Genomic DNA, 26,098 nt, shown 5'->3' on the forward strand with positions numbered 1-26,098 from the left:
AATAATCTTTATTAATCATGACACATGTTTTTCCATACATTAATCCATTCAAATGAGCTATGATATTTTGACCTTCATAATAAATATTAATAAGGGAGTATCAATAGCTCCCTCATTTTCACCTTATTCTTATCTGCCGTTTATCTCCTCAATCAGGATGCCAATTGCATCTTTCCGGTCAAGCGAGGTCATTTTCTGCTTCATATCATCTCTTTTGCTCTTTAAATCAGCCAGATGTTTCACAAGCGTTTCTACAGATAAATGTTCTTCCTCAAGCATCATCGCATATCCTTTTTCCTGAAACGATTTTCCGTTTAATATCTGATCTCCCCGGCTTTGATTTTTTGTTAGAGGAATGATGAGCATAGGGATCCTTAAGGCAAGGAATTCGAAAATGGAATTCGATCCGCCTCTTGTAATCACAAAGTCCGTTGCGGCCAAATAATGAGGGAGCTCATCATGAACATATTCGAATTGTTTGTAGTCCTTCTGATTCGCAAAGTTTTCATCGACGTTTCCTTTTCCGCATAAGTGAATAATTTGATAGTCTTTCAACTGCGGCAATGCCGCTCTAATCGTTTCATTGATTTTTTTTGCCCCGAGGCTTCCGCCCATCACTGTTAAAACCGGGCGCCTGCGGTCAAACCCAAGCAGCTCAATCCCTTTATACGGAGATCCCTTTAAGATTCCCCTGCGAATCGGTGAACCGATGACAGCAGTCTTATCTTTTGGAAAATAGTTCAGCGTTTCTTCAAACGAAGTAAAGATTTTAGTAGCGAAGCGCTGTGCGATTTTATTGGCAAGTCCAGGGGTCATATCGCTTTCATGGATGAGAACAGGAATTTTCAGTGATTTTGCTGCAATTATGACCGGTACTGAGACAAATCCGCCTTTTGAGAAAACCAGAGCCGGCTTTAATTTCCTTAAAACTTTCCTTGCATCCAGACATCCTTTTAATACACGAAAACTGTCTTTTACGTTTTCAAAATCGAGATATCTTCTCAGCTTCCCGCTTGAAATGCCATGATAGGGAATCGCGATTTTCTCAATCAGTTCTTTTTCGATCCCATTTTTCGAACCAATATATTGGACGTCCCAGACTCTTTTATCGAGTTCATCAATAATCGCAATATTTGGCGTGACATGCCCTGCTGAGCCGCCGCCTGTAAAAACTATTGTTTTTTTCATAAAAACAGCCTCCTTCTAAATTCTGAACTGCGAAAGAAATGCTAAAAATTCTTTCTGCTTTTTATGTGTGTATTTCATGATGGCATATGTATGAGCTTCCGGTAATGGAATAGATGGACAATCAACCTCAAGAAGCCTTCCTTCAAGCATTTCTCTTCTTACTGTTGAAGCAGGAAGGAACGAAACGCCGAGTCCTTCCACAATAAACCGTTTTGTAATATGAATTTGGGAAACCTCCATCATTCGAATACCTGGATAATTTGCTTTGACTGCTCTGCATAGCGAATCCCAGTATACAGGATGATTATGTGTAAGAAGATAATTTGATGTTAACACCTCTTCTTCATCCATAGGCAGCGCTCTTTCAAAATCCATTCCATCATGAGGGGCGACAAGTAAAACCTTGTCTTTGTACAGAAGCTGACAATTGATATCCGGATGAGTGCTTCCCAAACAGGACAAACCGAGATCCACCTTATCATTCCTCACAGCCTCTTCAATTTCACTTGATTCTATAATTTTAACGGAAATTTCTACCTGAGGATACTGATTGCAGTATTTTTTCAGTACATAAGGAAGAATGGTATCCGCAATCAGCGGGGAAATGGCTAGTGTAAACTGCGATGTAAACCCCTGCTGAAAGGATTGTAGATTGACTAACCCGTTTTGATACACAGTCAGAAGCTCCTTTGCATGCTTCAAATAAACTCTTCCCTCTTCTGTCAGTCTAATCTTACGACCATCACGCTCAAATAATCGCACCCCAAGTTCTTTTTCCAGCAGTTTGATATGAACTGAAACAGAAGGCTGGGATATATAGAGAATCTCCGCTGTTCTTCTGAAATTTTCGCATTCTGCAGCCGTGACAAACGTTTGAAGCCAAGTGAATTCCATAGACTCCCTCCTTATTAAAATACTTAATCAATCCGTTTATATATATTTAATTTTCTTAATACTTATTATTTTATAAAATAGAACGTACAAAGGGAAGGAGAGATTTTTATGGTGATCAAAGGATTAAAGGGTGTTGTGGCTGCTGAAACAGCCATCAGCCATATAGATGGAGTAAATGGCCAATTGATATATAGAGGAATTAATGCAGGAGATTTGACAAAAAACCATTCATTTGAAGAAGTTTCGTATTTACTGTGGCATGGTGAATGGCCTGACCAGCACCAGCTCACTCAGCTGAAAAATGAACTGAAGCAACAGCGCGGGCTTCCAGATTATATAGAAAATCTGCTGATCAGTCTTCCAGCAGAGATGGATTTTATGAGCGTTTTGAGAACAGCGGTTTCAGCAGCCGGTCCAGCAAATAAAGAAAAGCCGACTTATTCAGATGCCATTCGTTTAACGGCGATGATGCCGACAATGATCGCATATAGAAGAAGTCATTTAGATGGCAGAGCATTTGTCCGCCCTTCCGCAGAGCTTGATCATGTAGAAAATTATCTTTATATGCTTAATGGAAAAAGGCCTTCGGAATCTCAGCGCAAGGCTCTTGAAACCTACATGATTCTAACATTAGAGCATGGAATGAATGCTTCAACTTTCTCAGCAAGAGTCACCGTTTCGACCGAGTCTGACATTTACTCTGCTGTGACCTCTGCTATTGGCACGATGAAAGGACCGCTTCATGGAGGAGCCCCTTCTGAAGTGATTGCGTTTTTAGATGAAGCAGCCAAAAGCGCTGATATTGAAAAAGTGATTCGTGAAAAACTATATCGCGGCGAACGATTAATGGGTTTTGGCCACCGTGTTTACAAAACGCATGATCCAAGAGCTGTGGCTTTGAAAACCGTTTTACTCGAGAATGCTGGAAAAGATGCATGGCTTGATCTATCAATGGAAGTGGAAACAACTGCAGTTAACTTGCTGCAAGAACTAAAGCCGGGAGATCGCTGTACACGAATGTTGAATTCTACGCTGCAGCCATCATGAAATCCATTCAAATGGAGTCTGAGCTGTTCACCCCGACGTTTACAGCAAGCAGAGTTGTCGGATGGACGGCTCATGTTTTGGAGCAGGCTGAAAATAACACGATTTTCAGACCGGAATCTTATTATATAGGGAGATTGCCTGTTAAATAAGCTTCTAGTAGAGCTAAACTCGCCTTACGCAAAAATCCAATCAAAGCTTTAACATTCTTACTAGAAGCAACAACCGTTATAAAAAAGCTTGAAAAGTCACCAAAAGCACCCGTTTATGGGTGCTTTTTGGAGTGCAAAAAAACTACATTCTGCCAATTAATAATGATTTAACGCTGCCTAATTGCTTTAGAAAAATATATTACTGTCGATGAAATTGTCAGATAAACCTCTTCTTACAAGTTCTGCTTAAGAATTCCTGTACTACTTCTAAGTCCATATTTCTTCCCTCCGAACCATAATTAACCACAAACCCTAATTCAACATTCCTTCCTGTTCGCTCAAACCAATTCTTTCAAAATCATGAAATTAACTCATTCTTTAATTTGTATTTTTATTTTCAAAATATTGTTAATTTATGGAACAATTTTGAAATACACTTCGTTATATAGATTGAAAACAGAATGAATAAGGGAGATGGTTACTGTGATAAAAAAAATGTTTATTCTTTTTCTGTTATCTTTTCTTATGATTTTCAGTATGGAATTGAGTTCTGCATCTGCAGCAGGAAGCAAATTCATCATCATCAACAAGAGCAATAATCAGCTGGCCTATTATGAAAACAGTCAGCTGAAAAAAGTGTTTAAGGTAGGCACAGGCAGAAGTCAATCCCTTACACCTGAAGGGAAATTCAAGATTGTAAATAAAATTGTGAACAGACCCTACTACACGGACAACATTCCAGGCGGTGATCCGCGCAATCCGCTTGGCAACCGCTGGCTAGGACTAAATGCGAGGGGCACATGGGGGACAACGTATGCCATTCATGGCAATAACAATCCGAGTTCAATTGGCGGATACGTCAGCAGCGGCTGTGTTCGAATGTACGACAATGAAGTAGAATGGCTGTTCAGCCAAGTGCCGACCAACACACCAGTAATAATTACTTCTTCGGGCAAGTCATTTGATTCTATTGCTGCATCGTATGGATACAAAACGACTCCCACTGTTCCTGCAATGAATAATAGCACGATTCTTAAAAAAGGCAGCCGAGGTCCTGCAGTAGAAGAATTGCAGCGCAAACTTACTTCTCTTGGCTTTTCCACCAAAGGTATTGATGGGGCGTTCGGAAATAATACAGATCAGGCAGTTCGTCAGTTTCAAAAATCCCGTCGCTTAACAGCAGATGGTATAGTCGGTCCCGCAACAAGAAAAGCATTATATGGTACAAAGCCATCGACTGCACCTGATAAACCATCCACTGGAACAGTCAGCGGCACTTTAAAAATGGGCAGCCGCGGAACCGGAGTAAAAACACTGCAAAGTACACTTACTGCAAAAGGCTACAGCACTAAAGGTGTTGACGGAGTATTTGGTCCTAACACAGAAAAAGCAGTTCGTTCTTTCCAAAAATCCAAAAACCTGTCTGTAGATGGTATCGTTGGTCCTGTTACGAAAAAAGCATTAGGAATATAAATAAAAAGAAACTTAGTTACACTACTCTTATCTATTCATCTTCCTATAGAATTTAGCAAATCATATAAAAAATGGAACTCCTGTATATTGGAGTTCCATTTTTTGTTCCATTATTGCGCCCGTTTGTTGAGATCCTTTAGGAGAATCCATGCTGCATGGATATTTGATATTCCAGAAAAGCTACCGATTGAGGAAGGTCAGTATCTGTAAATGATCACATATAAATCAAAAAAATCCAATCTTCCGGTACCTTATGAAAAAAGTTAAGCCATATTTAAATACAAATCCCCTTTGAATTAATAAAGGGGATTTATTTTATCTATTTAAAACTTGTAGTTTAGAGAGAAAGAAACTCTTACACTTGCGGTACCCGTTCCTCCCGAAGCTGATACAACGATAGAGTTCATATCTTGAAAGGTACCCGAATCACATTCACCTGGTGCAGCTTGCAATGCAACCCCGTCTACAAGGAGTTGTGCAATTGCGGTACCAGGCGCTCCTATGTTTTCTAACAGAACAGTTCCGTTAATTACAAAATTTGTATTGTCGGTCCAGATCACTTGAGCGTTTCCTTCTACAACGTCAAATGTACAACATACTGCATCATTTACACAGCATATGGTTTCGTCCCTGCATTTACCTAATTGAGCCAATGATGTTACCTCCTATATACCTCACCTTGATTTAATACATCATACGTATATTTAGCTTCTTTGTTTGGACAAATTGCTTATTAAAGGGATATAAAATTACAACAAACGTCCTTTTAATTTTTGTATCATTTGATACTTATCTAAATTAACAGTTTGATTCTAAATCTGGTCTAGGTAAGCAAAATTCCCCTTCTAAAGTAAGAGTTACATCTGCTTCACTTTGTATGCTTTGGCAAACACTAATAAGAATGTCGATCCGAGCACAAGAATCATTGTTTTTTATAATTGGGACGCATTCAAAATCAATGATTTCACATTCGATTTTTGTTCCTTCTGGAGCACATAAAAGGAATTTTTCCGTGAACTTAAAGGGCACTAATTTTTTGCATAATCGCCCATTTCTTTTAAATTCAACTGCAATACATCCTTTTTTAAGTAAAATGGCTCTTTGAAGTGTAACAAAGTAACCATTTGGCATTAAAATTTTTTCATTCTGTCTACCGTTTGCTTGGGGGATTTCGACATATTCAATCGCACCGGGTGAGAAAGCGCTAATTCTGTTTCCACATGGATCCGCCAGGTAACACTCTAAGCTATCTTCTGGATCAGGGAGACAAGTTTCGTGGAATTTATTATGGATACTCAAGGAATATTCCCCCTTACAAATGCCTGATCCATTTGGACAACTCACTTCTAATGAGCGTAGGGATTCAACAGTTTGGACCCTCGTTTTTCCTTTGCCAACTGAAAATGCCAAGCTTCCGTTAATAAATACGTCAAGCTCATCCCCACACCCTTGATCAAATGAAACAGAGATTGTCCCAGCAAGTGGGATATTGTCACTATTAGCTACCCATAGGCTGTTTAAATCAGACGAGCAATCTAACATAAAATCACAGCAGATTTGGTCAGTAATCGTACTGCATTCTATAAGGCTTAAGCAAGTATGAAATTCAGCTTCTTTAGTGACCCAGTCATATACCTTGGGCACTTTTACGCAAATTCTATTCATCAGTTTATCTATCCCTTAGTCTAAAAGTTTAGTTTTCTTATAATACGAATGGGAAAAGCTGAAAGGTACAAATAAAAAAGGCACAGCTTCCCCATATCTCGCTTACTCCTCAAAGTATCAGTTGAATACTTTATACAAAACTAGTGCTAACTAGAGGAAGTTGATAAAAAAAAAAACCTTGATTACCAAAGGGTTTTTCACTGTCCGGATTTATCATTTATGCACGTTTTTATACAAGGCTGATAGATCAACGTTTTCAGCTGCGGAAGAAGCCGGCTGGCTGCATAAAAAAAGGTGCTTTCCTTACTCCGGAATAGCACCCGATTACGGAATATTAAAAAATGTGAAAGAGCTGCAAAAATGGCTCCTTCGTTCATTTATGTTGTCTTATAGAAGAATAGCGCACAAATGCTGAAGATCCTTATGAAGAAAAGGACCCTTTACTTTATGTACAACCTTGCACAATCTGTAGTCTTTCTTCATTTAAACGCAGTTCTCTCTCATTCGTTTTACATCTACTCTAGGCGGAAAGCCGAACATTCGGGAATATTCTCGACTGAATTGCGATTGACTTTCGTACCCCACCCTGAATGCAACATCAGCTACATCTGTTGAATCAGCTAAAAGTAAGCGCCTGGCTTCCTGCAATCTCAGTTGTTTTTGAAACTGAATGGGACTCATAGCCGTTACCTCTTTAAAATGTTGATGTATCGATGAAACACTCATATTCGCTATTTCGGCAAGCTCTTCAATTCGAAAAGGCTTTTCATAATTACTAATGATATATTCTATAACCTCTCTTATTCTAGAGGCATTGCTTCCATCTAATACCATTTGTTCAAGCGCTTCGCCATGAGGACCTTGTAAAATCCAATAGATAATTTCTTTTTTATATAATAGACCAAGAATGGGGATATGTTTCTGATTTTCTAATAAAGAAGCTAGTCTGAGTACTGCATCCAACAAAGAAGGTTCTACTTCGCTAACAAACATAGCTCGTTTAGTGTTCTTTCCCTGTCCAAATTGAATATCTGTTTCATTTAAAACCTCTAAAACTTGGCTCGGTGTAAATTCAAGTTTAAGAGCTAAATAGGGACATTCTGTTGAGGCTTTGATCACTTGTCCTGTAACTGGCAAGTCAACGGATGCCACAATATAATTACCAGGACCGTACAAAAAGCGTTCCTCTCCCAATAACACCTCCTTCCCTCCTTGTAGGATCATGCAAAAAGACGGTTCGTTGATTCTAGAAATGGGTTCAGTAATAATGGATTCACGGATGAGAAATAAAGATGGAATAGGCGTAGGGTGAACACCGTCCTGTTTTGAAAAGCACTCAATAAGATTAGCAAGTTCATAGTGCTGTTTATAGGTTTTCTCAGACATAACTTATTCTCCTTTTTCTTCATCTTCGGTTTATTATATCTGATATACATTGAATGAGTAATAGGACTTGAGAGAATTAGGCAAAAATTCGAGAGTAATGTGATAAAGGTTTCTTTATTACTTATGACATAATTAATTGTAAATAGGTCACGATAATCGTGGCAAATAAACAAAAGAGAGGAACAATCGAATGGAGTATGTGAAACTTGGCAGTACAGGCTTAGACGTATCTCGATTTTGTCTTGGATGTATGGGTTTTGGGGACGCTAACAAATGGCTACACCAATGGGTACTTAACGAAGAGGACTCTCGTCCCGTAATAAAAAAAGCTCTAGAGTTAGGGATTAATTTTTTTGATACAGCAAATGTTTACTCACTTGGCACAAGCGAGGAATATCTTGGACGAGCTTTGAAAGATTATGCGAATCGTGATGAAGTTGTAATAGCAACTAAAGTACACGGCCAAATGCATAAAGGTCCAAATGGTTCTGGTCTTTCTAGAAAAGCAATTATGAGTGAAATCGATAAAAGTCTTAAGAGATTGGAAACTGATTATGTAGATCTTTATATCATCCATCGCTGGGATTACAATACCCCTATTGAAGAAACGATGGAAGCATTGCATGACGTGGTGAAGTCTGGAAAAGCCAGATACATTGGTGCTTCTGCCATGTACGCTTGGCAGTTCCAAAAGGCATTACATGTGGCAGAAAAAAACGGCTGGACTAAGTTTGTATCCATGCAGAATCACTTAAACCTAATTTACCGTGAAGAAGAAAGAGAAATGCTGCCTCTTTGTAAGGAAGAGAAAATTGGTGTAACTCCATATAGCCCTCTTGCATCAGGGAGATTAACACGTGATTGGTCAGTAACAACGCATCGTTCAAAGACAGATCAAATTCAAAAATCAAAATACGATGCGACTTCGGCCGCCGATCAATTAGTTGTAGAGCGAGTAGCATCCATCGCAGAAAAACATGGTATCCCTCGTACACACATCGCACTTGCCTGGTTACTTCAGAAAGAAACAGTCACTGCTCCGATAATTGGTGCTACAAAAATATCGCATCTTGAAGATGCCGCAGAAGCTTTATCAGTGAAGCTTACTCCTGAAGAAATTGCGTTTCTTGAAGAACCATATGTATCACATCCAATAGTTGGTCACAACTAAGTGTTTTGCTGATAAACAGGAGGAAACCCAATCTTCCATGATGGTAAGGTTAGAAAAGCATAAGGGGAAATAAATATTAATAAAAAAATCTCGCTTGAAATGGACCAAGCGAGATTTTATTTCCCCTTTTACGTTATTCAAAATCATTCATCCTCAAATAATTTTTCTCCTCTGTGAAGGCGCATTGCAATCCTTGCTGTATGCGGCATTTCTCTAGCAGTCGGGGCATGGCCTGCTATATAACGTGTTAATGCTATGATTAACGTTTCCTGTGCATGACTGGCAAACTCCGTATCCTCCTTTTCCCAATGTGCATGCTCGACTATAGCCGCTTCAAACATTTGAAATGTGTGAAACTCTGCATCCTCTCTTAGTAATGCGTGCCCGAGTGTATTGAAGAGTTCACTTTTATTCCCTCCGTTTGCAAGGTAATTAACAACCCATCGTGCTGATTCTGCAACCTGTTGTTGTTGATTCATTAACTCCAATAATTCATTAGGATGATACTGCTCAGCTTCTGCATCCTTCGGCTCCGGTCTTCGTGCAGATGGTAAATTGAGAAAACGATCTTGATAGACACTCATTGCTCCATGGAAAACTGCCCGGGTTAAATCAGGTGTGGTCGAGCGGCGTAATGATTCATGTACTGCATGGGCGTGAGTAAAAGTATGAAGGACGGTAATCCAATCTCTAAAATCATTTTGTACATGGAACCGGGAAATTCGTTCCGCCGCAGCCAAAGCTACTAGCTGGGCCAAACGGACAGGGGAAACTCCACTTTTAAGGGCAGCCACCATCATATTTACCGTTATTAAAGCATCATCTGATAAAATTTGTTCAACCAATGCTGCATCATCCACTACAGTTTCCTCTATTAATAATGCATTAGCCAGAATATCAGGTAACTCCTTGAACGCCTCCATTAATGGTTTGACCAAGTTTACGGGTGATTGCCAGCTATGAGATTCTTCGCTTCGTGATACATTATCGAGGCCAGGCAACAATGATGATAATACAAATGGCCGGTGCTCATAACCAATTTGATCAAGAATCTCGAATGCTTTATTATGAAAATCGAGCGTATGCCCTGTATTAATATAAAAGTGATCAGTGATGGCTGTCATCATCATGTCAGCAAGCTTCTCGTTCGAGAATCCCAATTCAATCGCAGTCAGCAGAACTCGTTCTGCTCCCTGCGAATCACGAACCTCCACACAATGGCGATACCATTCTGATAATTGTTCGAATGATTGGGCATTCATTTTATCTGTGACAGGAAGAGATCCCAGTAAAAAGCGTGTTCCCTTTCCAGAACTTTCTCGTGCAACATGAACGAGACCTTGGAACAATGCTAAAATCTGACCGGTTTTATCTAATTTTGGCAATACATTTGTCATTGCTGTTAAAATCGTCAATCCTGAGCCCCAGCCGCTTTGATGATGTACCGTTCCAAAAGCGATGCCAATCTTTACAATCTCAGTCCCTGGAAAACCAGCTTCCATTAATCCGACAACCGATTTAGCGATGACAAGACTTAAATTTTGCTCAAGACCTTCACGTAATCGCTGCCTTAATTTTTCGATTGTTACTTTATTATAAGGAACAGGGTGTACCCAAACCTCATCTTCTTTAATCTCGACAGGATAAGTAGGGACATCATCTGCCCATGGATCCAAGGTTCCGCCGCTCTTTATATCGAACCGAGCATGGTGCCAGTGACATGTTAAAATCCCATCACATAAGCTTCCTGTATGAAGAGGAAAGCCCATATGCGGACAACGGTTATCCACCGCATAAACTTGTTTTTCGTGAACAAATACTGCAATTGCATGACTGCCGCCTTTTATTACCTTTGTACCTTCTTCAAGTTCAGTTAAAGAACCTGCATAAATGAATTCTGTCATTACTATCACTCTCCCGGAAAATAGAGTTCAATGAAACAGCTGAATAAGGGTATATAAAAAATTCGTTATCTATTATTTTATTTTATATATTAAATTAAGTAATCCTTCATAAGTTGAGATTTATTTCATCCAAAAGTCTGAAATTCGGGAAGAAAAATGCTATCAATCTCATTTCCAATTACCTTTCTTTCACCATTCCTTGTAAATGATCTCTGGTATTCCTTGGTACCCATATAATTAAACTTCTCCTGAATTAAAGCCGAACATTGAATAGTGTGAAAAGGTTATTTTCGCATAGATTGTTGTTTTTCATGATAAATAACGTCCGTTCCTTGCAGCGAGAGGAACTTGCTTTCCGCGGGGAGCATGGGAGCCTCCTCGGCGTTGCCTGTGGGGTCTCCCACTTTGCTCTATTTCCCGCAGGAGTCAAGTTCCTTCCGCTGCAATCCACTTAAGGTTTCTATCATTTAGCCTGCAGCAAGAATATTTATGAAAAGAGGCAAAGAAAAAAATCCGAACTAAAACGAAATTCAAGTTGGAATTTCACATAATAGTTCGGATTTTTCTTTGGCTGGAAACCTTTTGTCCGAGCCTTCTTTTAAATAAGAAAACTATGATAAACGCAACTCACATTGTGCTAGTATCGATTACAAATCGATACTTCACATCTGAAGCTAAAACCCGTTCATAAGCTTCGTCAATTTGATCGGCCGTTATCACTTCAATATTAGGAACAATGTTATGTTTTGCACAGAAATCCAGCATTTCCTGAGTCTCACGGATACCTCCAATCATCGAACCGGCAAAAGAACGGCGATGACCGATGAGAGAGAACACATTTAACGATAATGGCTCAGCAGGCGCACCAACATTTACTAGAGTTCCATCCAGCGATAACAGGGAAAGGTAAGCACTAATATCAATTTTTGCACTTACCGTGTTAATGATCAGATCAAAAGAACCAGCTAGCTTCTCGAATGTTTCAGAGTCGCTTGTAGCATAGTAGTTTTCTGCACCGAATTTCAAGCCATCTTCCTTTTTATTCAATGTTTGCGACAGGACCGTAACTTCTGCACCCATTGCATGCGCAATTTTGACACCCATATGACCAAGGCCGCCCATACCAACAACCGCGACCTTCTTACCCGGTCCTGCTCCCCAATGGTTCAATGGAGAATAGGTTGTAATACCAGCACAAAGTAATGGCGCTGCAGCGTCAAGTTCAATGTTATCAGGGATTCTAACTACGAAGTCTTCAGTTACGACAATATGGGTAGAATAACCGCCTTGAGTTGTCTCGCCGTACTTGTCAACACCAGCGTATGTAGGGACATTGCCTTTTAAACAGTATTGTTCTTCTCCTTTAAGGCAGTTCTCACATTCCCCACAGGAATCAACCATACATCCGACCCCTACTCTGTCACCAGCCTTGTACTTTGTGACCTCGGCTCCTACTTCCGAGACAACTCCAGCAATTTCATGTCCAGGTACGAGCGGATAGTTCACGTCACCCCATTCACCGTGTGCAGTATGGATATCAGAATGACAGATTCCAGCATATTTAATTTCAATTAGAACATCATGCAAATCAAGATCGCGCCGTTTAATTTCAGCAGCTCGAAAAGATTTGTCTGGTCCGTCGACAGCTCTTGCTTTTGCGGTTATCATAAAAAAACCTCCAATAATTTAAGATTTCAAGAAAATAAGGATGTAATGGGTAAAAATAATGAACTCAGGATAAAATTCGCCTTCATTCATATATCCATTTCTATCCAGATTGCTTCTCTTGTAAAAACAATGTTAAACCCTAAAGTTAACTCTAGGTCAAGTAATGTAAACTATTTTTTCAAAAAAATCTTTCTAAGCACCTGCCTGATGAGGAGACTTTGACATTTCAGCAAATACCGTGATAAAATCCACTAAATTCCTAGAGTGAATCAAAAGCTGAAATTAAGATAGGAGATTCAGGATGAAGACATTTTCGATCAGCGAAGTGGCAAATGAATTAAATCTTACAGTATATACCTTGCGTTACTACGACAAAGAGGGACTTATGCCTTTTGTAGAACGGACAGCAAGCGGAACACGCTTGTTTAAAGAATCTGATATCGACGCTTTAAAAGTAATTGAATGTCTGAAATCCACAGGAATGCCTATTAAGTCAATAAAAAATTTCATTGATTGGTGTTCTGATGGGGATTCCACGCTGCAGCAAAGATATGACATGTTTTTGGAACGAAAAGCTTCTGTTGAAGCACAGATGGAAGAACTAAAAAAAACAATGGAACTCATCGAGCATAAATGTTCCTATTACAATACTGCTTTAGAGGCCGGAACGGAAGATATTCATAAAAAGAATAAAATAGAGATTAATAATTAATAGAAAGCCACCTGTATTTCATATGTGTATATATGAAATACAGGTGGCTTTCTATTTGTAGAATTTCTCTTCATAAACTTTCGTCAAAAGACTTAACAATCTTGAGTGAACTAAGTCACCGATGATAAATTAGCTTCCCTTTTTTGAAATTCCCCCATGCCCTAGAGTTGACTATAACTTTTATACTTACTCATGTGCAGATTGCTAATGATCCTTACAGAAAGTAATAAACAAGTCTGATATAAAGCTTGGTTTATGACTGGAACAGGCAGAGGAATGCGTTGTTTTATATTAATCTCCTTATCCTCCAAGTGATCGTAATACATAAATGAAGAAAGGAGTTGTTTTTTTGACTAAGCGAAATAATTTATTGATTTTCATATTAACCATAGGAGTTTTTGGCATTCTTAATACCGAAATGGGTGTTATTGGGATATTGCCTGCCCTCGCTGACCACTATAATGTTAGTGTATCTCAAGCAGGGTTGCTGGTGAGTCTTTTCGCCATTGGTATTGCCATATCTGGGCCAACGATGCCGTTATTGTTTTCGGGTATAGACCGCAAGAAGGTGATGTTACTTGTACTTGGTGTTTTCATTCTCGGGAACATTGTGGCCGTATTTACAACTAACTTTACCGTTGCATTGATTGCCCGTATCATCCCGGCGTTTTTTCTTCCAGTTTATTGTTCAATGGCATTTTCGGTTGCTGCATCCTCCGTTCCTAAGGACGCATCGACAACAGCCGTGTCCAAAGTTTTTATTGGTGTATCTGCCGGGATGGTAGTTGGAGTACCAATTGTAAATTTTATAGCTAATGCAGTTTCAATTGAAATGGCGATGACATTCTTTGCTATTATCAATGCTCTTGTATTCATTGCTACGTTACTATATGTACCATCGATGCCGGTTAAAGAAAAACGGTCTTACGGATCCCAATTAAGCGTATTAACAAAATCAATTACTTGGCTATCCATTGCGGCTGTCATTTTCATGAATGCTGCAGTATTTGGAGTTTACAGTTATCTTGCTGAATATCTAAAAACGGTAACGAATATGTCGCCGAATACCATTAGTTTAACGTTATTCATCTACGGTGGTGCAAACATTATTGGGAACATTGTGGCTGGTAAGCTGCTCGCTAAACACGCGATCAAATCTGTCGCAGCTTTTCCATTTGTCTTGAGCGCTGTTTACATCATCTTATTTTTTACAGGGCAGTTTACCGTACCTATGGCACTTATAACTTTGATTTGGGGAGTACTTGCTGGAATAGGGGCGAACATAAATCAATATTGGATTGTTTCTTCAGCTCCCGATGCTCCTGATTTTACTAATGGGTTATTTCTAACATCCGCTAATATAGGAGTAACAATTGGTGCAGCTGCAGGCGGTTTATTTATATCAGAAATGGGAACACAATACGTTGTGTTGGCGGGAATCCTATCATTAATCCTAAGTTTGATACCTATTTTACTAAGAAACTATTTATACGGTCCTGCAAAACAACCTTCTATATAAAGACTTTTTTACGAATTACCTGCTCATTATTCATTTTATTCTCCTGTCTTATTTTCTTTTAATCGATTTTTAAGAGGTATTTTAAGACTGGGTAATTTTTATCAAGGACACCTTTCAAACTAAGAATATATTTATTATTAATTTAAAGAAGCCATCTAATTCTTCAACGAATTAGATGGCTTATTTCCTTTTTTTTACATTTTAACATCAGCCGGCTGGTCAGACCACTTTTTATTCTCCTCTACAACTGGTTTTTTTGACCAAAAGGTCGCAAGAATCGGGCCGGAAATGTTATGCCAAACGGCTCCAAGTACACTTGGCAGTGCTGCAAGCGGACCAAGATGTGCCGTTGCGAGCGCAACCCCGAGTCCAGAGTTCTGCATGCCGACTTCGATTGAAATCGCTCTTCTTGTTCCTTCATCAAGGCGAAGTAATCTTGCAGTCAGATATCCCAGCAATAACCCAAATGAGTTATGAAGAATAACAGCTGTGAAAATAAGAAGTCCTGATGAGACAATGCTGTCAACATTCGCAGAAACGACTGCGGAAACAATAATGATAATGGCAAGCACAGAAATCAGCGGAATCACGGTAATGCTTTTATCAACAGCTGCCGGGAAAAATTTGCGGATCGTAATCCCTAAAATAATCGGAATGATAATGACTTGAATGATCGACAAGAACATGGACATGGGATTAATCGGCATCCATTGTCCTGCAAGCATCAGTAAAATCAATGGTGTTGCAATAGGTGCAATTAGCGTTGATAATGACGTCATCGCAATGGATAATGGAAGATTTCCTTTTGCTAAATAAACCATCACGTTAGATGCCGTGCCTCCAGGAACAGACCCTAATAGAACTAATCCAGCTGCTAATTCAGGCGGAAGATTTAACGCATATGCCAGCAAAAATGCGACTGACGGCATGATCACAAATTGGGCGCAAACCCCGATGATGACCGGAATCGGTTTTGTTGCTACTACTTTAAAATCTACTGCTTTGAGTGTTAAACCCATTCCAAACATGACAATGCCGAGTAAAATCGTAATGTACCCGCCTAGCCAAAGGAATGGATCAGGAATCATAAAGGCGATAAGCGCGACGCAAATGACCCAAACTGCAAAATATTTTCCGGCTATGGTGCTGATGGCTTCAAGTACCTTCATGAGATCATCTCTCCCCTTTTACATGGACAATTTTATTTGGATTCAGGATATTTTTAGGATCTAGAGCCTGCTTAATTTTCTCCATAACACGCAGCGCTTCCCCATGCTCTTTTTCCTGATATTTCATTTTCCCTACACCAACTCCATGCTCACCCGTACATGTTCCTCCGCGTTCAAGCGCATAGAGCACAATGGTTTCATTTAGTTGATCCGCTTTGCTGACTTCAAGAGGATCAGTTGTATCTAGCATTAAAAGAACATGAAAGTTTCCATCTCCGACATGTCCTACGATCCCGCCGTCAAGGCCGAGTTCATCAATGGTTTTCCTAGCCTTGCGTATTGCACCTGCAAGCTCAGAAATAGGCAGGCACACATCTGTCACCATCAGCTTTTTCCCGGGAAATCCATGAACATATGCATAGGCCAGATGGTGTCTTGCTTCCCATAGCTTATTTCTCGCTGCATTATCCGTTTCAAATTCAATGAGTTCACAATGCAGATCCGCTACAAGTTCTTTCGTGAACTCAACGTCTTGTCTAAGTCCAGCTTCATTACCATGGAATTCCAGGAAGAGAGTCGGTTTTTCCAGATAGTCTGTTTCACTGTACAGATTAGCCTGCTTCATGGATGGCTCATCAACCAGCTCTACTCTTGCGATCGGGATCCCAGCCTGCAGGATGGAGACCACCGCCTGAACAGCATCATTGACCGTTGGAAAAGAGGCTCGTGCCGCCATAACGTGTTCAGGAATGCCGTAAACCTTCAGTGTAAGCTCTGTAAAGCAGCCAAGTGTTCCCTCTGAACCTACGAAAATTCCATTCAAATGGTAGCCGGAAGAAGATTTTTCAGCCAAGTTTCCAGTGTGAATGATTGTTCCGTCTGCAAGAACTGTTTCCAGATCTCTCACTTGATCCCGCATGACACCATAGCGGACTGAGGTTGTCCCGCTCGCATTCGTCGCAGCCATTCCTCCAAGAGTTGCATCCGCACCCGGATCAACGGAGAAAAACAGTCCATATTTTTTCAATTCCTTATTTAATTGTGAGCGCGTAACGCCAGGCTGGACTCTAACCAGGAAATCCTGTTCTCTTACTTCAAGAATTTTATTCATAAGAGAAAAATCGATCGTAATCCCCAAATCATACGGAATCACATGCCCCTCCAAGCTTGAGCCGAGTCCAAATGGCACAACAGGCACTTGATATGCATTCGCTAGTTTAATAATATCGCTTACCTGCTCAGTCGTTTCCGGAAAAACGACCAGATCAGGGAGACTTGGTGTGTGATACGATTCATCCTTGCTGTGCTGCTCCCTCACTGTCGGATTAATTGAGACCTGACTTTCAGGAAGGATTTGTTTTAAGGCTTCTGCCAGATTCGCCATCTCTACATTCATTTCGCTCTCTCCCCCAAAAATTAAATATGTAATCGGTTGCAATAAATCGTTTATAATGATGAAATAGGTACTACCAATGTCGAATTGGTCTAACCACTTTCCATTATACTTAATTATCTGAAAAATACAACAACTCTTTAAGGAGTGAAGGTTTATTGAAATCAAGTAAACGAACATACGAAATCATTGTGGAGCAGCTCAGAGAATTTTTTCTGAACGGAGATTTAAAACCAGGCGATAAGCTGCCATCTGAGCGTGAACTGGCAAGCAGTTTCAATGTAAGCCGGACATCGATCAGAGAAGCTTTGCGGATGCTTGAGCTGCGGGGAGCAATCGACATTCGCAGAGGCGGCGGAAGCTATATCAAATCAACAGAATTTACTTTTTCGACAGAGGAATTATCTTCTGTCATCACTAAAGCTGAAAGCCATCTGGTCTATGAAATGCTCGAGCTTCGCCGCGCACTCGAAGCAGAATCTGCCTATTTGGCTGCTCAAAGAGCGACCTCTCTGGACTTAGAAAAAATCCGTAAAGCGCTCGAACAAATGGCGGCTTCAAAAAATGATGTGGAATCAGGATTGCAAGCAGACCTTCACTTTCACCTTGCTATTGTAAATGCTACTCATAATTCCTTGTTTATTAAACTGATTCACACCATGACTGAGCACATGGAAGATACCATCCGTACAACCCGCCGACACCGTCTCGCTGATCCAGCCCGTGCTCAAGATACACTTGATGAGCACAAAGAAATCTATTTGGCCATCGCTTCCGGAAATGCGGCTCAAGCCAGAACCCTTATCGAACAGCATATTACCCGGATCAGAAGTGAACTGAGTGAGACATTTTTAGCTGATTTAGGTGAGTCGATATGACGTAAAAGATGTGGCATTTATTATGGAGACGGGTGTTGGCTTCCTTTTTTTTGCTAAAGCATTGAATTACGCTCCCTCCTTAACGGCGGTCACTCTTGCGTTGGCAGCTGGTTGGGGAACAGTTGCTTGGTTTCTTGGGAGGGGGATTGGGGTTTTAATGATTTTTCAAGGAAGATTCACACGGTTAAAAAAAGCGCTCTTGAAAAATAGCGTACGAAAGCGGAAAAATAAAAGAAACTCCTTATTGAATGTATTTTCTTCAAATGCATGGGAAGCTTAAATAAAGATTGTTGATTCTATTTGAAAGGAGTAAATCGTTTTGAAAAAAGAAGGAAAACAAGATAAGCAGCATACTGAAGAACCGCAAGAAGAACTTGAAACAGTGAATGATATCACCAAAATTGAAAATGACCAGCCCGTTCCTCAACCAAAAGATTACGATGAAATCGAATATTAATCATTAAAACAAGGGCTGACTAGAAGTGATAAACTTACATGCCAGTCCCCTTTTTATTTTCTCAGCCTTACTTAAAGAGGACGGACCCTAATAAAATTTATTAAGATTCAGATCTTTTTTTAGCACTGAATACATATATAAATCATCAAATTTGCCGCAAGTAAATTCATAATGCCTCAGCAAACCCTCTCTTTTAAAGCCTTGCTTTTCTACTAATTTTTGTGATGGGAGATTAGCAGGTTCAATTAAAGCTTCAATTCTTTCTAATTGAAAGTGCAGAAAGCCGTACTTCACGACAGCTTCCAATGCTTCACCGGCTATCCCTTTCCCCCAGTAATCCTTGTTTAATTCAAATCCGGCTTCGGCCCGGTAATGTTTGGCAGCCATATTAAGAAAACCGCAGCTCCCAATCATTATGTCATAATCTTTTAGAGTGATTCCCCATCTAATTCCTGTCCCTTCTTCATATATAGATTGATACCACCTAATTTCATCCCTTGCATCTTCAACTGTTTGGCAAGGATCCAAACCCATATGTTTAACAACATTTTGATCAGATAGATAGCTATATATATCCTCAGCATCATTTAATGTTACTTCTCTTAAGATTAATCTTTTTGTTTCTATTATAGGAAAATCTTTTTTCATTGAATTCTCTCCCTTCAAGTCTTAACAGATTGATACTAAATACAATCTCTCACTACAAAGATTTCCAAATCTTCACCTTTATCCATTTTATTACTTCAGGCATTTGAACGCTAGTTCTTTAAAGATGCTTACAAGTACCATGACATGTTTATGTGCCGTATTTCATAAGCTTAAAATGGTCAGATGAAGAAATTAATGGAGGAAACTTATGAAAGCAATTGTATGCACGCAATACGGATCACCCGAAGTTCTTAAGCTGCGGGATGTAATAAAACCTGCTCCAAAGGACAACGAGATATTGGTAAAGGTTCATGCAACAACTGTTACGTCGGGAGACTGCAGAGTGCGAAAATTCGAAAGTCCTATTTTGTACTGGATCCCCATGCGATTATTTTTAGGCATCAGAAAACCAAGAAAGCCTATTTTAGGGGTGGAATTAGCCGGAGAAATTGCTGCAATAGGAAGGAATGTTAAACGATTTAAAGAAGGGGACCAGATTTTTGCCATGACTGGAATGAATTTCGGCGGTTATGCCGAATACACATGTCTGCGCGAAGACAGATCGGTTGCAATAAAGCCAGTAAATTTGAGCTTTGAGGAAGCCGCTGCCGTTCTTTTTGGGGGAACTTCAGCATTGCACTTTCTAAGAAAAGGAAAGATTCAATCCGGCCACAACGTACTGATCTATGGAGCTTCTGGCGCAGTAGGAACTTCCGCAGTTCAGCTTGCCAAGTCCTTCGGTGCAAAAGTAACCGGAGTATGCAGTACCGCAAATTTAGAACTGGTGAAATCACTTGGAGCCGATAAGGTTATTGATTACACTAAAGAGGATTTTACAGAGGGAGAAGAGCTTTATGATATTATTTTTGATGCAGTCGGGAAAAATTCGAAATCAAATTGCAAGAAAGCACTCACACCTAATGGAACATACGTCTCTGTAGTAGGGCAAGGGATAGCAAAGGAACGTACTGAAGATTTACTTTTCCTCAAAGAGCTAATTGAGTCCGGTCAGATAAAATCCGTCATTGACCGGCACTACCCTCTGGAACAAGTTCCTGAAGCTCACAGATATGTAGAAAGTGGCCATAAGAAGGGTAATGTAGTTATTACTTTGAATCATACCAGGTAATTCTTAACTAAGTTCTAATCCCTAAAAAGCCTCGGCAAAAAGATCATGATGAAATCGAATATTAATCAATAGAAAAAGGGCTGACTAGAAGTGATAAACTTACATGTCAGTCCCTTTTTTATTTCTTAGCCTTAGTTAAAGAGGAATATTTTTCTAGTCCAAATAAAATTAATTAAGCTTTGCCGCAAGTAAATTCATAATGCCTCAGCAAACCCTCTCTTCTAAAGCCTTGCTTTTCTACTAATTTTTGTGAAGGGAGATTAGCAGGTTCAATTAAAGCTTCAATTCTTTCTAATTGAAAGTGCAGAAAGCCGTACTTCACGACAGCTTCCAATGCTTCACCGGCTATCCCTTTCCCCCAGTAATCCTTGCTTAATTCAAAGCCGACTTCAGCCCTATAATGTTTGGCGGCCATATTTAAAAACCACAGCTGCCTATCACATGAACAGAATCTTTTAGTGTACCCCATCTAATTCCAGTACCATCTTTGTATATAGATTGGTACCACTTAATCTCATCCATTGCGCCATTGACTGTTTGGCAAGGTTCCATCCCCATATGTTTCACAGCATCCTGATCGGATAAATAGGAGAACATATCTTGAGCGTCCTCTGCTGTCACGTTTCTTAAAGTTAATCTTTTTGTTTCGATTGTTGGAAATTCCTTATCCATCAACTTTCCCTCCCTCTTAGAGATAAAGTTTCAAGATAAGAGTGGATCTCTTTCTTATTTTTTAAAACAATGACCTTTTTTTCCGAATCCGTTTCTTTGAATGCCTTGAATCTGGCTTCCATCTTTTTCTTTCGGGGATAGTATGTAGTACAGATGAACTTAATAAATGCCCAGTCTAATTTTTCATTGCAACCCTTCCCCATATCAGGCCTGGTCTTCCCAATATTTAGAATCCAGCGCTTAAAAACACGATATAAACAGACAATCAAGGGAAGCTCCAAATAAATGATCGTATCTGCATTCTGAACCCGAATATCATAGGTATTATTGTAATTGCCTTCTATAATCCATTGATTTTGGTGAACAATTTTCTGCTGTTCAGCTGTAAATTCTTCGAGCGGTGCTTCTACCCAATTTGGTTTCCAGTATAAGACATCAAGATGATGAACGTTTATTTTTAATAGTTCGCCTAATTTCCTTGCAAACGTCGACTTCCCTGCACCTGCCGAGACTCCCATCACCATGATACGGTTCATTGTTTCATCCAGCTCCTTACAACAAAATTTAATATTTTCTATAAATCTATTATTTACTGCATATGTATTAGACAATTATACTAAAGTAAATTAGTTAATTAGGAGATAATATGAAAACATCTGTGCCTTGCCCAAATTGTCAAAAAGCGATAACACTTGATGACTTTGAGGATTTTTCTTCCCCCTTCACGATGAAGTGTCCAAATTGCAGAACGAAATTAAAAGAAACAAAAGTGACCCCATATTTATTGCTAGGGATTCTAGCAGTCATTCCTTTATTTATTTTCTTAACTGAAAAATTAATCACATTGCTGTCTGGCTTCGTGCCTGTCATTGAAAAGATTCCTTCCGTCATCGTCTTTTTGGGCCTGATGTATCCTTTGTATGCCGTTTATGAACGGATTAATGGGCTTATTATGTTTAATAAAGGGAATTTACAAGTTAAAAAGCGACAATAGGAATTGTCCAATAAGTCTCTAAAATGAAGCAGGCAGGAAAAATAAAAGTTATTTCCTGCCTGCTTTTTTCTTTAGGCTTTTTTCGTAAACTTAGTTGTTTTAATACTCTTTGTTAAAAAACTATTAGTGGATTACAGCGGATAAACTTGACTCCTGCGGGAAATAGAGGGAAGTTGGAGACCCCACAGGCAAAGCCGAGGAGGCTCCAACCCTCCCCGCTGAAAGGAACGGACAGCATATAATCGAAAACAATAATGTTGCGTAAACAGACTTCCTGGACAGCCCCTTCACTTTAAACAAATCTCTTCAAAAGAGGAAAATTTGACCGCAATTTGACATTGCTTATTTTAAAGCCTGTGTAATAAATAATAGCCCACTTTTTAAGAAAAGTGGACCTGATAAAAGGTGAAAAATTTATTACGTCCCGCAAAAAGTTCTGTAAGGACCTGATGATTCCGGCGGCAGTGTGCAGTATTCCTCCTGTTCAGGAGAGTGCGCATATGGATTTGAAAGGACACCCAGCAGCCGCTCCATCACGCTGTAGTCACCCTGTTTCAATGCAGCTTCCAGTGCTTCTTCTACCCGATGGTTACGGGGGATTACTGCTGGATTGCTGCTCTTCATTAATAGCTTAGAAGATGATTCATCTTCATCCTGCCTGCTAATTCTAGCCTGCCATACCCCGTGCCACTGTGCAAATTCTTCAGTCTTAAACAGCACATGATCTTCAAGGTTATCAAAAGTTAAAGCACGAAATGTATTGGTATAATCCGCACGATACTCTTTCATCATACTCAGCAGGTTTTCAATAAGAGATTCATCCTGTGTCTCTTCATTAAATAATCCCAGTTTGCCTCTCATTCCCGAGAGCCAATGGCGGCGGTACCGTTCAATAAATTCTGAAATAGCATCTTGGGCAAGCTTGATAGCCTGTTCCTCATCGTCATGCAGCAGCGGCAACAGGGTTTCAGCAAATCTTGCGAGGTTCCATCCGGCAATATACGGCTGATTGCCGTAAGCATAGCGGCCTTGGAGGTCAATTGAGCTGAACACTGTTTCCGGGTCATAAGAATCCATGAAAGCGCAAGGACCATAATCAATGGTTTCCCCGCTAATGGTCATGTTATCCGTGTTCATCACCCCGTGAATAAATCCAGCCAGCTGCCATTTAGCAATCAGCATCGCATGACGCTTGATCACTTCGTTAAGAAGGGAAAGATATCGGTTCTCATCCTCTTCAATGTCTGGATAATGACGCTTTAATGCATAGTCAGCAAGGGTTCTCAGATCTTCTTCCGTCCCCCATTTTGCAGCGTATTGAAACGTGCCGAATCGTAGGTGACTTGCAGCCACACGCGTCAGAATCGCACCAGGCAAGGCAGTTTCACGGATAACTTGCTCACCGGTTGACACTACAGCCAAGCTGCGGGTGGTAGGAATCCCGAGAGCATGCATGGCTTCACTGATGATGTATTCGCGCAGCATCGGTCCAAGTGCCGCCCGGCCATCTCCCCCTCGGGAATATGGCGTTCTGCCTGAACCCTTAAACTGAATATCGACCCGCTTACCTTCAGGAGTAATCTGCTCACCAAGCAGCATCGCACGTCCGTCCCCCAACATGGTAAAGTGGCCAAATTGATGCCCGGCATATGCTTGAGCAAGAGGAAATGCACCTTCAGGAACCTGATTTCCGGCAAGCGACGCTGCTCCGTCTTCACTTTGAAGAGCCTGAATATTTAACCCAAGTTCAGCTGCCAGCGGTGGATTAAGAATAATCAATTTCGGTGAACTTACTGGGTTAAGATTAACACTGGCAAAAAAAGTGCTGGGCAAATTGGCGTAACTGTTGTCGAAGTTCCATCCTGTTTTTAATTCTTTTTTATTTGTCATCGTATCTCCTTCTCTTCTATTTGTCTTTTCATTACGATTAAGAGTGATTAATCACGAATAACAATTGGATTTATGTTGTGTAAGCTCTATTTCACTCCATAGTATCCTATCCAGGCATTATTTTCACTCACCATGATGAAAAAACTTTGCATAATGCTAGTGACACCATTTTCTCGATGCTGTATTACTGAAATATTCCTTCATACAAATATGATTACTCTATAGTTTCCCATTCACTTAAATACATAACATCTTTTTCAACATTCTTCTTTTCCGGAAGTAAGCAAAGAAATTCCAATGAATTCCCGTCAGGATCATTAAAATAAACATTAGCAGATGGCATCCAAGTATGAACCATGGGTTCAGAAGGTTCAAGCCCAAAACCGGATCTTGGGCTTATCCCCTTCTCAAGAAGCCACTCCCTTGCATGAATGATAGCTTCATAGTTAACCTTAAATGCAAAATGGCTTTTGTGAAATTCTTCTTCTGATACCTCCCATACGCCAAGCATTTGCTCCTTCTTATTCCTTTTATCAAACCAAAAGAAAGCCACGCGGCGCTCTTCTATATAATGAGCCAGATCTAATCCCAGTTTTAGATAGAATTCTATTGCTGTTTCTAGTTTTTTTGTTTGAACATGAGTTTCATACAGAGATCCAGGAAACATCCTTTAATCACCCCTTATTTTTCCACATTGTAACAAATATACAATGAATATGTGATCCTCCATTTGACTGAGCAGGTGTACGTTTTTAGAGGGAAAACCGTAAAAATATTCTGATTCACTTTCACTTTTGTATTAGAATATGATTAGAGTTAATTTCGAGATAAAAGGAGTGAAAAAATGAATTTACATTATGAAATAATCCCAGATGATGAAATTGAATGCTGCAGAGAGATATGCAACGAACTTATGGCCTTTCAAAAGTCAAAATCATACATAAAACCGGAATTGTTTGACAGCATGAATTTTGAGACTCGGCTGTTCCCCTCAATAAAAAAAGCCTTAAATAATTATATTGTATTAGTAAAAGATGGAGAGAAAACAGCAGGTTATGTTTATTCAAATATCTCCCCCAAAGAAGCATATTCAAATGAATTCGCCACTTTTTTTGATCTTTCTTCTGTCAGCAGAAAAAATGTAGGGTGTCTATCTCAATTTTATATTAAGGAAGAGTACCGACAGTATGGGATTGGATCCAAACTTTTTAATATGTCGATGGAATGGCTGAAGCAATTTGAGGATATCGAAGATTATTTTATCTTTGTTTCAAATGGCAATGACATCGCCTTGGAATTCTACAAACGCAAAGGATTTTCTGTCAGCCATGATATATTGGATGGATTTATTACGGTTTTACGCAGTAATAAACAGGTTGGAAAATCCAACTAAAACTTTATTAAGACGTACCTCGCATCATTTAAGTTAAAGTAAAAAACAGACTCATTGGAGAGTCTGTCTGATTATCGAGAAAGGGATAAGAGCCTATTTGTCACTTAAGAAAAGTTCTTCGATAAGGTTGTTCTTCAATTTAATGGTCCGATTGTTGATATCAATTAACACTTACAAATCATCAAATGATTTCCATCTGGATCTCTGAAATTAAAATAATGATGATGTTCAATTTCAGTTATCACATCAACCTTCTTTTTCTTCATAAAAGTAAAGGCTTCCTCAATATTTTCTGTATTGAAATGGAATAAGGGCGTTTTTATTATGTTTTGTTCTGAATAAATCTTGCTGTCTAAAACGATCCCTGTACCCTTCATATGCATAACGTAAATATGGCCAAACTGTATTTCTCCATCTGCTTCTAAACCTAAAATATCACAATACCAATCTCGTGCTTTCTCAATGCTGCTAACTGGAATAAAGACCGTTCCGATTTGATTTAAAATAGGGCTGTTCACATAAGACACCTCCTTAATTATTTTCAATATGCACTAATATATTACATTCGCTATTTTATTCAACTAGCCTGCTAATAACTTTGAAAAAATGGGAATAATTATCTCCTCTGGCAATAGATTTTATAAAAATTCAGCTTGAAATAACAATATTTACCCACTTCCTTTTAAAATTCCTTTCATA

At 39.5% G+C, this 26,098-nt stretch carries 24 protein-coding genes and 2 pseudogenes; 11 read left to right on the plus strand and 15 right to left on the minus strand.

Translation table 11 applies throughout. From position 1 onward, the window contains the following. Positions 1-129: 129 nt before the first annotated feature. Together murG and AC3ISE_RS12595 are read right to left on the minus strand one after the other, a co-directional pair. Positions 130-1,188, minus strand: a complete 1,059-nt coding sequence (gene murG, locus AC3ISE_RS12590; RefSeq protein ID WP_489221240.1) for an undecaprenyldiphospho-muramoylpentapeptide beta-N-acetylglucosaminyltransferase — start codon at positions 1,186-1,188, stop codon at positions 130-132. Between the two features lie 15 nt (positions 1,189-1,203). Continuing rightward, positions 1,204-2,082, minus strand: a complete 879-nt coding sequence (locus AC3ISE_RS12595; RefSeq protein ID WP_489221241.1) for a LysR family transcriptional regulator — start codon at positions 2,080-2,082, stop codon at positions 1,204-1,206. A 108-nt stretch (positions 2,083-2,190) separates the two neighbouring features. Here AC3ISE_RS12595 and AC3ISE_RS12600 point away from each other — a divergent pair. Beyond that, positions 2,191-3,278: pseudogene (locus tag AC3ISE_RS12600) on the plus strand (citrate/2-methylcitrate synthase). A gap of 474 nt (positions 3,279-3,752) precedes the next feature. Further along, positions 3,753-4,751, plus strand: coding sequence for a L,D-transpeptidase family protein (locus tag AC3ISE_RS12605; protein ID WP_489221242.1), 999 nt, complete (start codon positions 3,753-3,755; stop codon positions 4,749-4,751). A 323-nt stretch (positions 4,752-5,074) separates the two neighbouring features. Here AC3ISE_RS12605 and AC3ISE_RS12610 read toward each other — a convergent pair whose 3' ends face one another. The 3 genes from AC3ISE_RS12610 to AC3ISE_RS12620 form a co-directional block, all read right to left on the minus strand. Next, complete coding sequence (locus AC3ISE_RS12610; protein WP_489221243.1) at positions 5,075-5,404, minus strand: DUF3992 domain-containing protein; 330 nt, start codon at positions 5,402-5,404, stop codon at positions 5,075-5,077. Positions 5,405-5,549: 145 nt separating this feature from the next. Then, a complete protein-coding gene (locus tag AC3ISE_RS12615; protein WP_489221244.1) occupies positions 5,550-6,416 on the minus strand; it encodes a BMQ_0737 family morphogenetic spore coat protein in 867 nt (288 codons plus the stop codon). A 483-nt stretch (positions 6,417-6,899) separates the two neighbouring features. Next, entirely contained in the window at positions 6,900-7,802 is a 903-nt protein-coding gene (locus AC3ISE_RS12620) for an AraC family transcriptional regulator (protein WP_489221245.1), read from the minus strand. 190 nt (positions 7,803-7,992) lie between these two features. Here AC3ISE_RS12620 and AC3ISE_RS12625 point away from each other — a divergent pair, with 190 nt between their 5' ends. Then, positions 7,993-8,973, plus strand: a complete 981-nt coding sequence (locus AC3ISE_RS12625; protein ID WP_489221246.1) for an aldo/keto reductase — start codon at positions 7,993-7,995, stop codon at positions 8,971-8,973. Between the two features lie 143 nt (positions 8,974-9,116). Here AC3ISE_RS12625 and AC3ISE_RS12630 read toward each other — a convergent pair whose 3' ends face one another. Together AC3ISE_RS12630 and AC3ISE_RS12635 are read right to left on the minus strand one after the other, a co-directional pair. Beyond that, positions 9,117-10,877 (minus strand): Rieske (2Fe-2S) protein, encoded by a 1,761-nt coding sequence (locus tag AC3ISE_RS12630; protein WP_489221247.1) that lies wholly within the window; start codon positions 10,875-10,877, stop codon positions 9,117-9,119. Positions 10,878-11,504: 627 nt separating this feature from the next. Then, positions 11,505-12,545 carry an NAD(P)-dependent alcohol dehydrogenase gene (locus AC3ISE_RS12635; RefSeq protein ID WP_489221248.1) on the minus strand — a complete coding sequence of 347 codons (1,041 nt, stop codon included), beginning with the start codon at positions 12,543-12,545 and terminating at the stop codon, positions 11,505-11,507. Between the two features lie 301 nt (positions 12,546-12,846). On the opposite strand from AC3ISE_RS12635, the gene AC3ISE_RS12640 reads away from it, so the two are divergent. Continuing rightward, positions 12,847-13,257 carry a MerR family transcriptional regulator gene (locus AC3ISE_RS12640; RefSeq protein ID WP_489221249.1) on the plus strand — a complete coding sequence of 137 codons (411 nt, stop codon included), beginning with the start codon at positions 12,847-12,849 and terminating at the stop codon, positions 13,255-13,257. A gap of 349 nt (positions 13,258-13,606) precedes the next feature. Continuing rightward, positions 13,607-14,776: an MFS transporter gene (locus tag AC3ISE_RS12645; RefSeq protein WP_489221250.1), complete on the plus strand. Its 1,170-nt coding sequence runs from the start codon at positions 13,607-13,609 to the stop codon at positions 14,774-14,776. 194 nt (positions 14,777-14,970) lie between these two features. Here AC3ISE_RS12645 and AC3ISE_RS12650 read toward each other — a convergent pair whose 3' ends face one another. After that, a complete protein-coding gene (locus AC3ISE_RS12650; RefSeq protein ID WP_489221251.1) occupies positions 14,971-15,945 on the minus strand; it encodes a bile acid:sodium symporter family protein in 975 nt (324 codons plus the stop codon). A gap of 4 nt (positions 15,946-15,949) precedes the next feature. After that, positions 15,950-17,341, minus strand: coding sequence for an FAD-binding oxidoreductase (locus AC3ISE_RS12655; protein WP_489221252.1), 1,392 nt, complete (start codon positions 17,339-17,341; stop codon positions 15,950-15,952). Positions 17,342-17,496: 155 nt separating this feature from the next. Between AC3ISE_RS12655 and AC3ISE_RS12660 the strand changes: the two genes are divergently transcribed. The 3 genes from AC3ISE_RS12660 to AC3ISE_RS12670 are packed head-to-tail and all read left to right on the plus strand — an operon-like array spanning position 17,497 to position 18,673. Next, positions 17,497-18,216 (plus strand): FadR/GntR family transcriptional regulator, encoded by a 720-nt coding sequence (locus AC3ISE_RS12660; protein WP_489221253.1) that lies wholly within the window; start codon positions 17,497-17,499, stop codon positions 18,214-18,216. Between the two features lie 10 nt (positions 18,217-18,226). Beyond that, positions 18,227-18,496: a hypothetical protein gene (locus tag AC3ISE_RS12665; protein WP_489221254.1), complete on the plus strand. Its 270-nt coding sequence runs from the start codon at positions 18,227-18,229 to the stop codon at positions 18,494-18,496. A gap of 39 nt (positions 18,497-18,535) precedes the next feature. After that, complete coding sequence (locus tag AC3ISE_RS12670; RefSeq protein WP_489221255.1) at positions 18,536-18,673, plus strand: hypothetical protein; 138 nt, start codon at positions 18,536-18,538, stop codon at positions 18,671-18,673. A gap of 87 nt (positions 18,674-18,760) precedes the next feature. Here the strand turns inward: AC3ISE_RS12670 and AC3ISE_RS12675 are convergent, their stop codons facing one another. Beyond that, the gene (locus AC3ISE_RS12675; protein WP_489221256.1) at positions 18,761-19,321 is read right to left on the minus strand and encodes a GNAT family N-acetyltransferase; all 561 of its coding nucleotides are present in this window, start codon (positions 19,319-19,321) and stop codon (positions 18,761-18,763) included. Between the two features lie 208 nt (positions 19,322-19,529). Here AC3ISE_RS12675 and AC3ISE_RS12680 point away from each other — a divergent pair, with 208 nt between their 5' ends. Continuing rightward, entirely contained in the window at positions 19,530-20,450 is a 921-nt protein-coding gene (locus tag AC3ISE_RS12680; protein ID WP_489221257.1) for an NAD(P)-dependent alcohol dehydrogenase, read from the plus strand. 172 nt (positions 20,451-20,622) lie between these two features. Here AC3ISE_RS12680 and AC3ISE_RS12685 read toward each other — a convergent pair. Together AC3ISE_RS12685 and AC3ISE_RS12690 are read right to left on the minus strand one after the other, a co-directional pair. Further along, positions 20,623-21,122: pseudogene (locus AC3ISE_RS12685) on the minus strand (GNAT family N-acetyltransferase). Beyond that, positions 21,122-21,658 (minus strand): DNA topology modulation protein, encoded by a 537-nt coding sequence (locus AC3ISE_RS12690; protein WP_489221258.1) that lies wholly within the window; start codon positions 21,656-21,658, stop codon positions 21,122-21,124. The pseudogene AC3ISE_RS12685 and the gene AC3ISE_RS12690 overlap by 1 nt, the downstream one beginning before the upstream one ends. A gap of 110 nt (positions 21,659-21,768) precedes the next feature. On the opposite strand from AC3ISE_RS12690, the gene AC3ISE_RS12695 reads away from it, so the two are divergent. Continuing rightward, entirely contained in the window at positions 21,769-22,116 is a 348-nt protein-coding gene (locus AC3ISE_RS12695) for a hypothetical protein (RefSeq protein ID WP_489221259.1), read from the plus strand. A 417-nt stretch (positions 22,117-22,533) separates the two neighbouring features. Here the strand turns inward: AC3ISE_RS12695 and AC3ISE_RS12700 are convergent, their stop codons facing one another. Both AC3ISE_RS12700 and AC3ISE_RS12705 read right to left on the minus strand, forming a co-directional pair. Next, complete coding sequence (locus tag AC3ISE_RS12700; protein ID WP_489221260.1) at positions 22,534-24,006, minus strand: protein adenylyltransferase SelO; 1,473 nt, start codon at positions 24,004-24,006, stop codon at positions 22,534-22,536. A gap of 214 nt (positions 24,007-24,220) precedes the next feature. Next, on the minus strand, positions 24,221-24,673 hold the full coding sequence (locus AC3ISE_RS12705) for a VOC family protein (protein WP_489221261.1): 453 nt from the start codon (positions 24,671-24,673) through the stop codon (positions 24,221-24,223). 177 nt (positions 24,674-24,850) lie between these two features. Between AC3ISE_RS12705 and AC3ISE_RS12710 the strand changes: the two genes are divergently transcribed. Then, complete coding sequence (locus tag AC3ISE_RS12710; protein ID WP_489221262.1) at positions 24,851-25,399, plus strand: GNAT family N-acetyltransferase; 549 nt, start codon at positions 24,851-24,853, stop codon at positions 25,397-25,399. Positions 25,400-25,563: 164 nt separating this feature from the next. On the opposite strand, the gene AC3ISE_RS12715 is transcribed toward AC3ISE_RS12710, so the two are convergent. Then, positions 25,564-25,917 carry a VOC family protein gene (locus AC3ISE_RS12715; RefSeq protein WP_489221263.1) on the minus strand — a complete coding sequence of 118 codons (354 nt, stop codon included), beginning with the start codon at positions 25,915-25,917 and terminating at the stop codon, positions 25,564-25,566. Positions 25,918-26,098: the final 181 nt, after the last annotated feature.

This window comes from Metabacillus sp. KH_069 (genome assembly GCF_057838075.1).

Excerpts from the sequence above, each read along its gene's own strand:
- murG (WP_489221240.1), bottom strand. The coding sequence starts at position 1,188 with ATGAAAAAAACAATAGTTTTTACAGGCGGCGGCTCAGCAGGGCATGTC.
- AC3ISE_RS12595 (WP_489221241.1), bottom strand. The coding sequence starts at position 2,082 with ATGGAATTCACTTGGCTTCAAACGTTTGTCACGGCTGCAGAATGCGAA.
- AC3ISE_RS12605 (WP_489221242.1), top strand. The coding sequence starts at position 3,753 with ATGGTTACTGTGATAAAAAAAATGTTTATTCTTTTTCTGTTATCTTTT.
- AC3ISE_RS12615 (WP_489221244.1), bottom strand. The coding sequence starts at position 6,416 with ATGAATAGAATTTGCGTAAAAGTGCCCAAGGTATATGACTGGGTCACT.
- AC3ISE_RS12620 (WP_489221245.1), bottom strand. The coding sequence starts at position 7,802 with ATGTCTGAGAAAACCTATAAACAGCACTATGAACTTGCTAATCTTATT.
- AC3ISE_RS12625 (WP_489221246.1), top strand. The coding sequence starts at position 7,993 with ATGGAGTATGTGAAACTTGGCAGTACAGGCTTAGACGTATCTCGATTT.
- AC3ISE_RS12630 (WP_489221247.1), bottom strand. The coding sequence starts at position 10,877 with ATGACAGAATTCATTTATGCAGGTTCTTTAACTGAACTTGAAGAAGGT.
- AC3ISE_RS12635 (WP_489221248.1), bottom strand. The coding sequence starts at position 12,545 with ATGATAACCGCAAAAGCAAGAGCTGTCGACGGACCAGACAAATCTTTT.
- AC3ISE_RS12640 (WP_489221249.1), top strand. The coding sequence starts at position 12,847 with ATGAAGACATTTTCGATCAGCGAAGTGGCAAATGAATTAAATCTTACA.
- AC3ISE_RS12650 (WP_489221251.1), bottom strand. The coding sequence starts at position 15,945 with ATGAAGGTACTTGAAGCCATCAGCACCATAGCCGGAAAATATTTTGCA.
- AC3ISE_RS12655 (WP_489221252.1), bottom strand. The coding sequence starts at position 17,341 with ATGAATGTAGAGATGGCGAATCTGGCAGAAGCCTTAAAACAAATCCTT.
- AC3ISE_RS12675 (WP_489221256.1), bottom strand. The coding sequence starts at position 19,321 with ATGAAAAAAGATTTTCCTATAATAGAAACAAAAAGATTAATCTTAAGA.
- AC3ISE_RS12680 (WP_489221257.1), top strand. The coding sequence starts at position 19,530 with ATGAAAGCAATTGTATGCACGCAATACGGATCACCCGAAGTTCTTAAG.
- AC3ISE_RS12690 (WP_489221258.1), bottom strand. The coding sequence starts at position 21,658 with ATGAACCGTATCATGGTGATGGGAGTCTCGGCAGGTGCAGGGAAGTCG.
- AC3ISE_RS12695 (WP_489221259.1), top strand. The coding sequence starts at position 21,769 with ATGAAAACATCTGTGCCTTGCCCAAATTGTCAAAAAGCGATAACACTT.
- AC3ISE_RS12700 (WP_489221260.1), bottom strand. The coding sequence starts at position 24,006 with ATGACAAATAAAAAAGAATTAAAAACAGGATGGAACTTCGACAACAGT.
- AC3ISE_RS12705 (WP_489221261.1), bottom strand. The coding sequence starts at position 24,673 with ATGTTTCCTGGATCTCTGTATGAAACTCATGTTCAAACAAAAAAACTA.
- AC3ISE_RS12710 (WP_489221262.1), top strand. The coding sequence starts at position 24,851 with ATGAATTTACATTATGAAATAATCCCAGATGATGAAATTGAATGCTGC.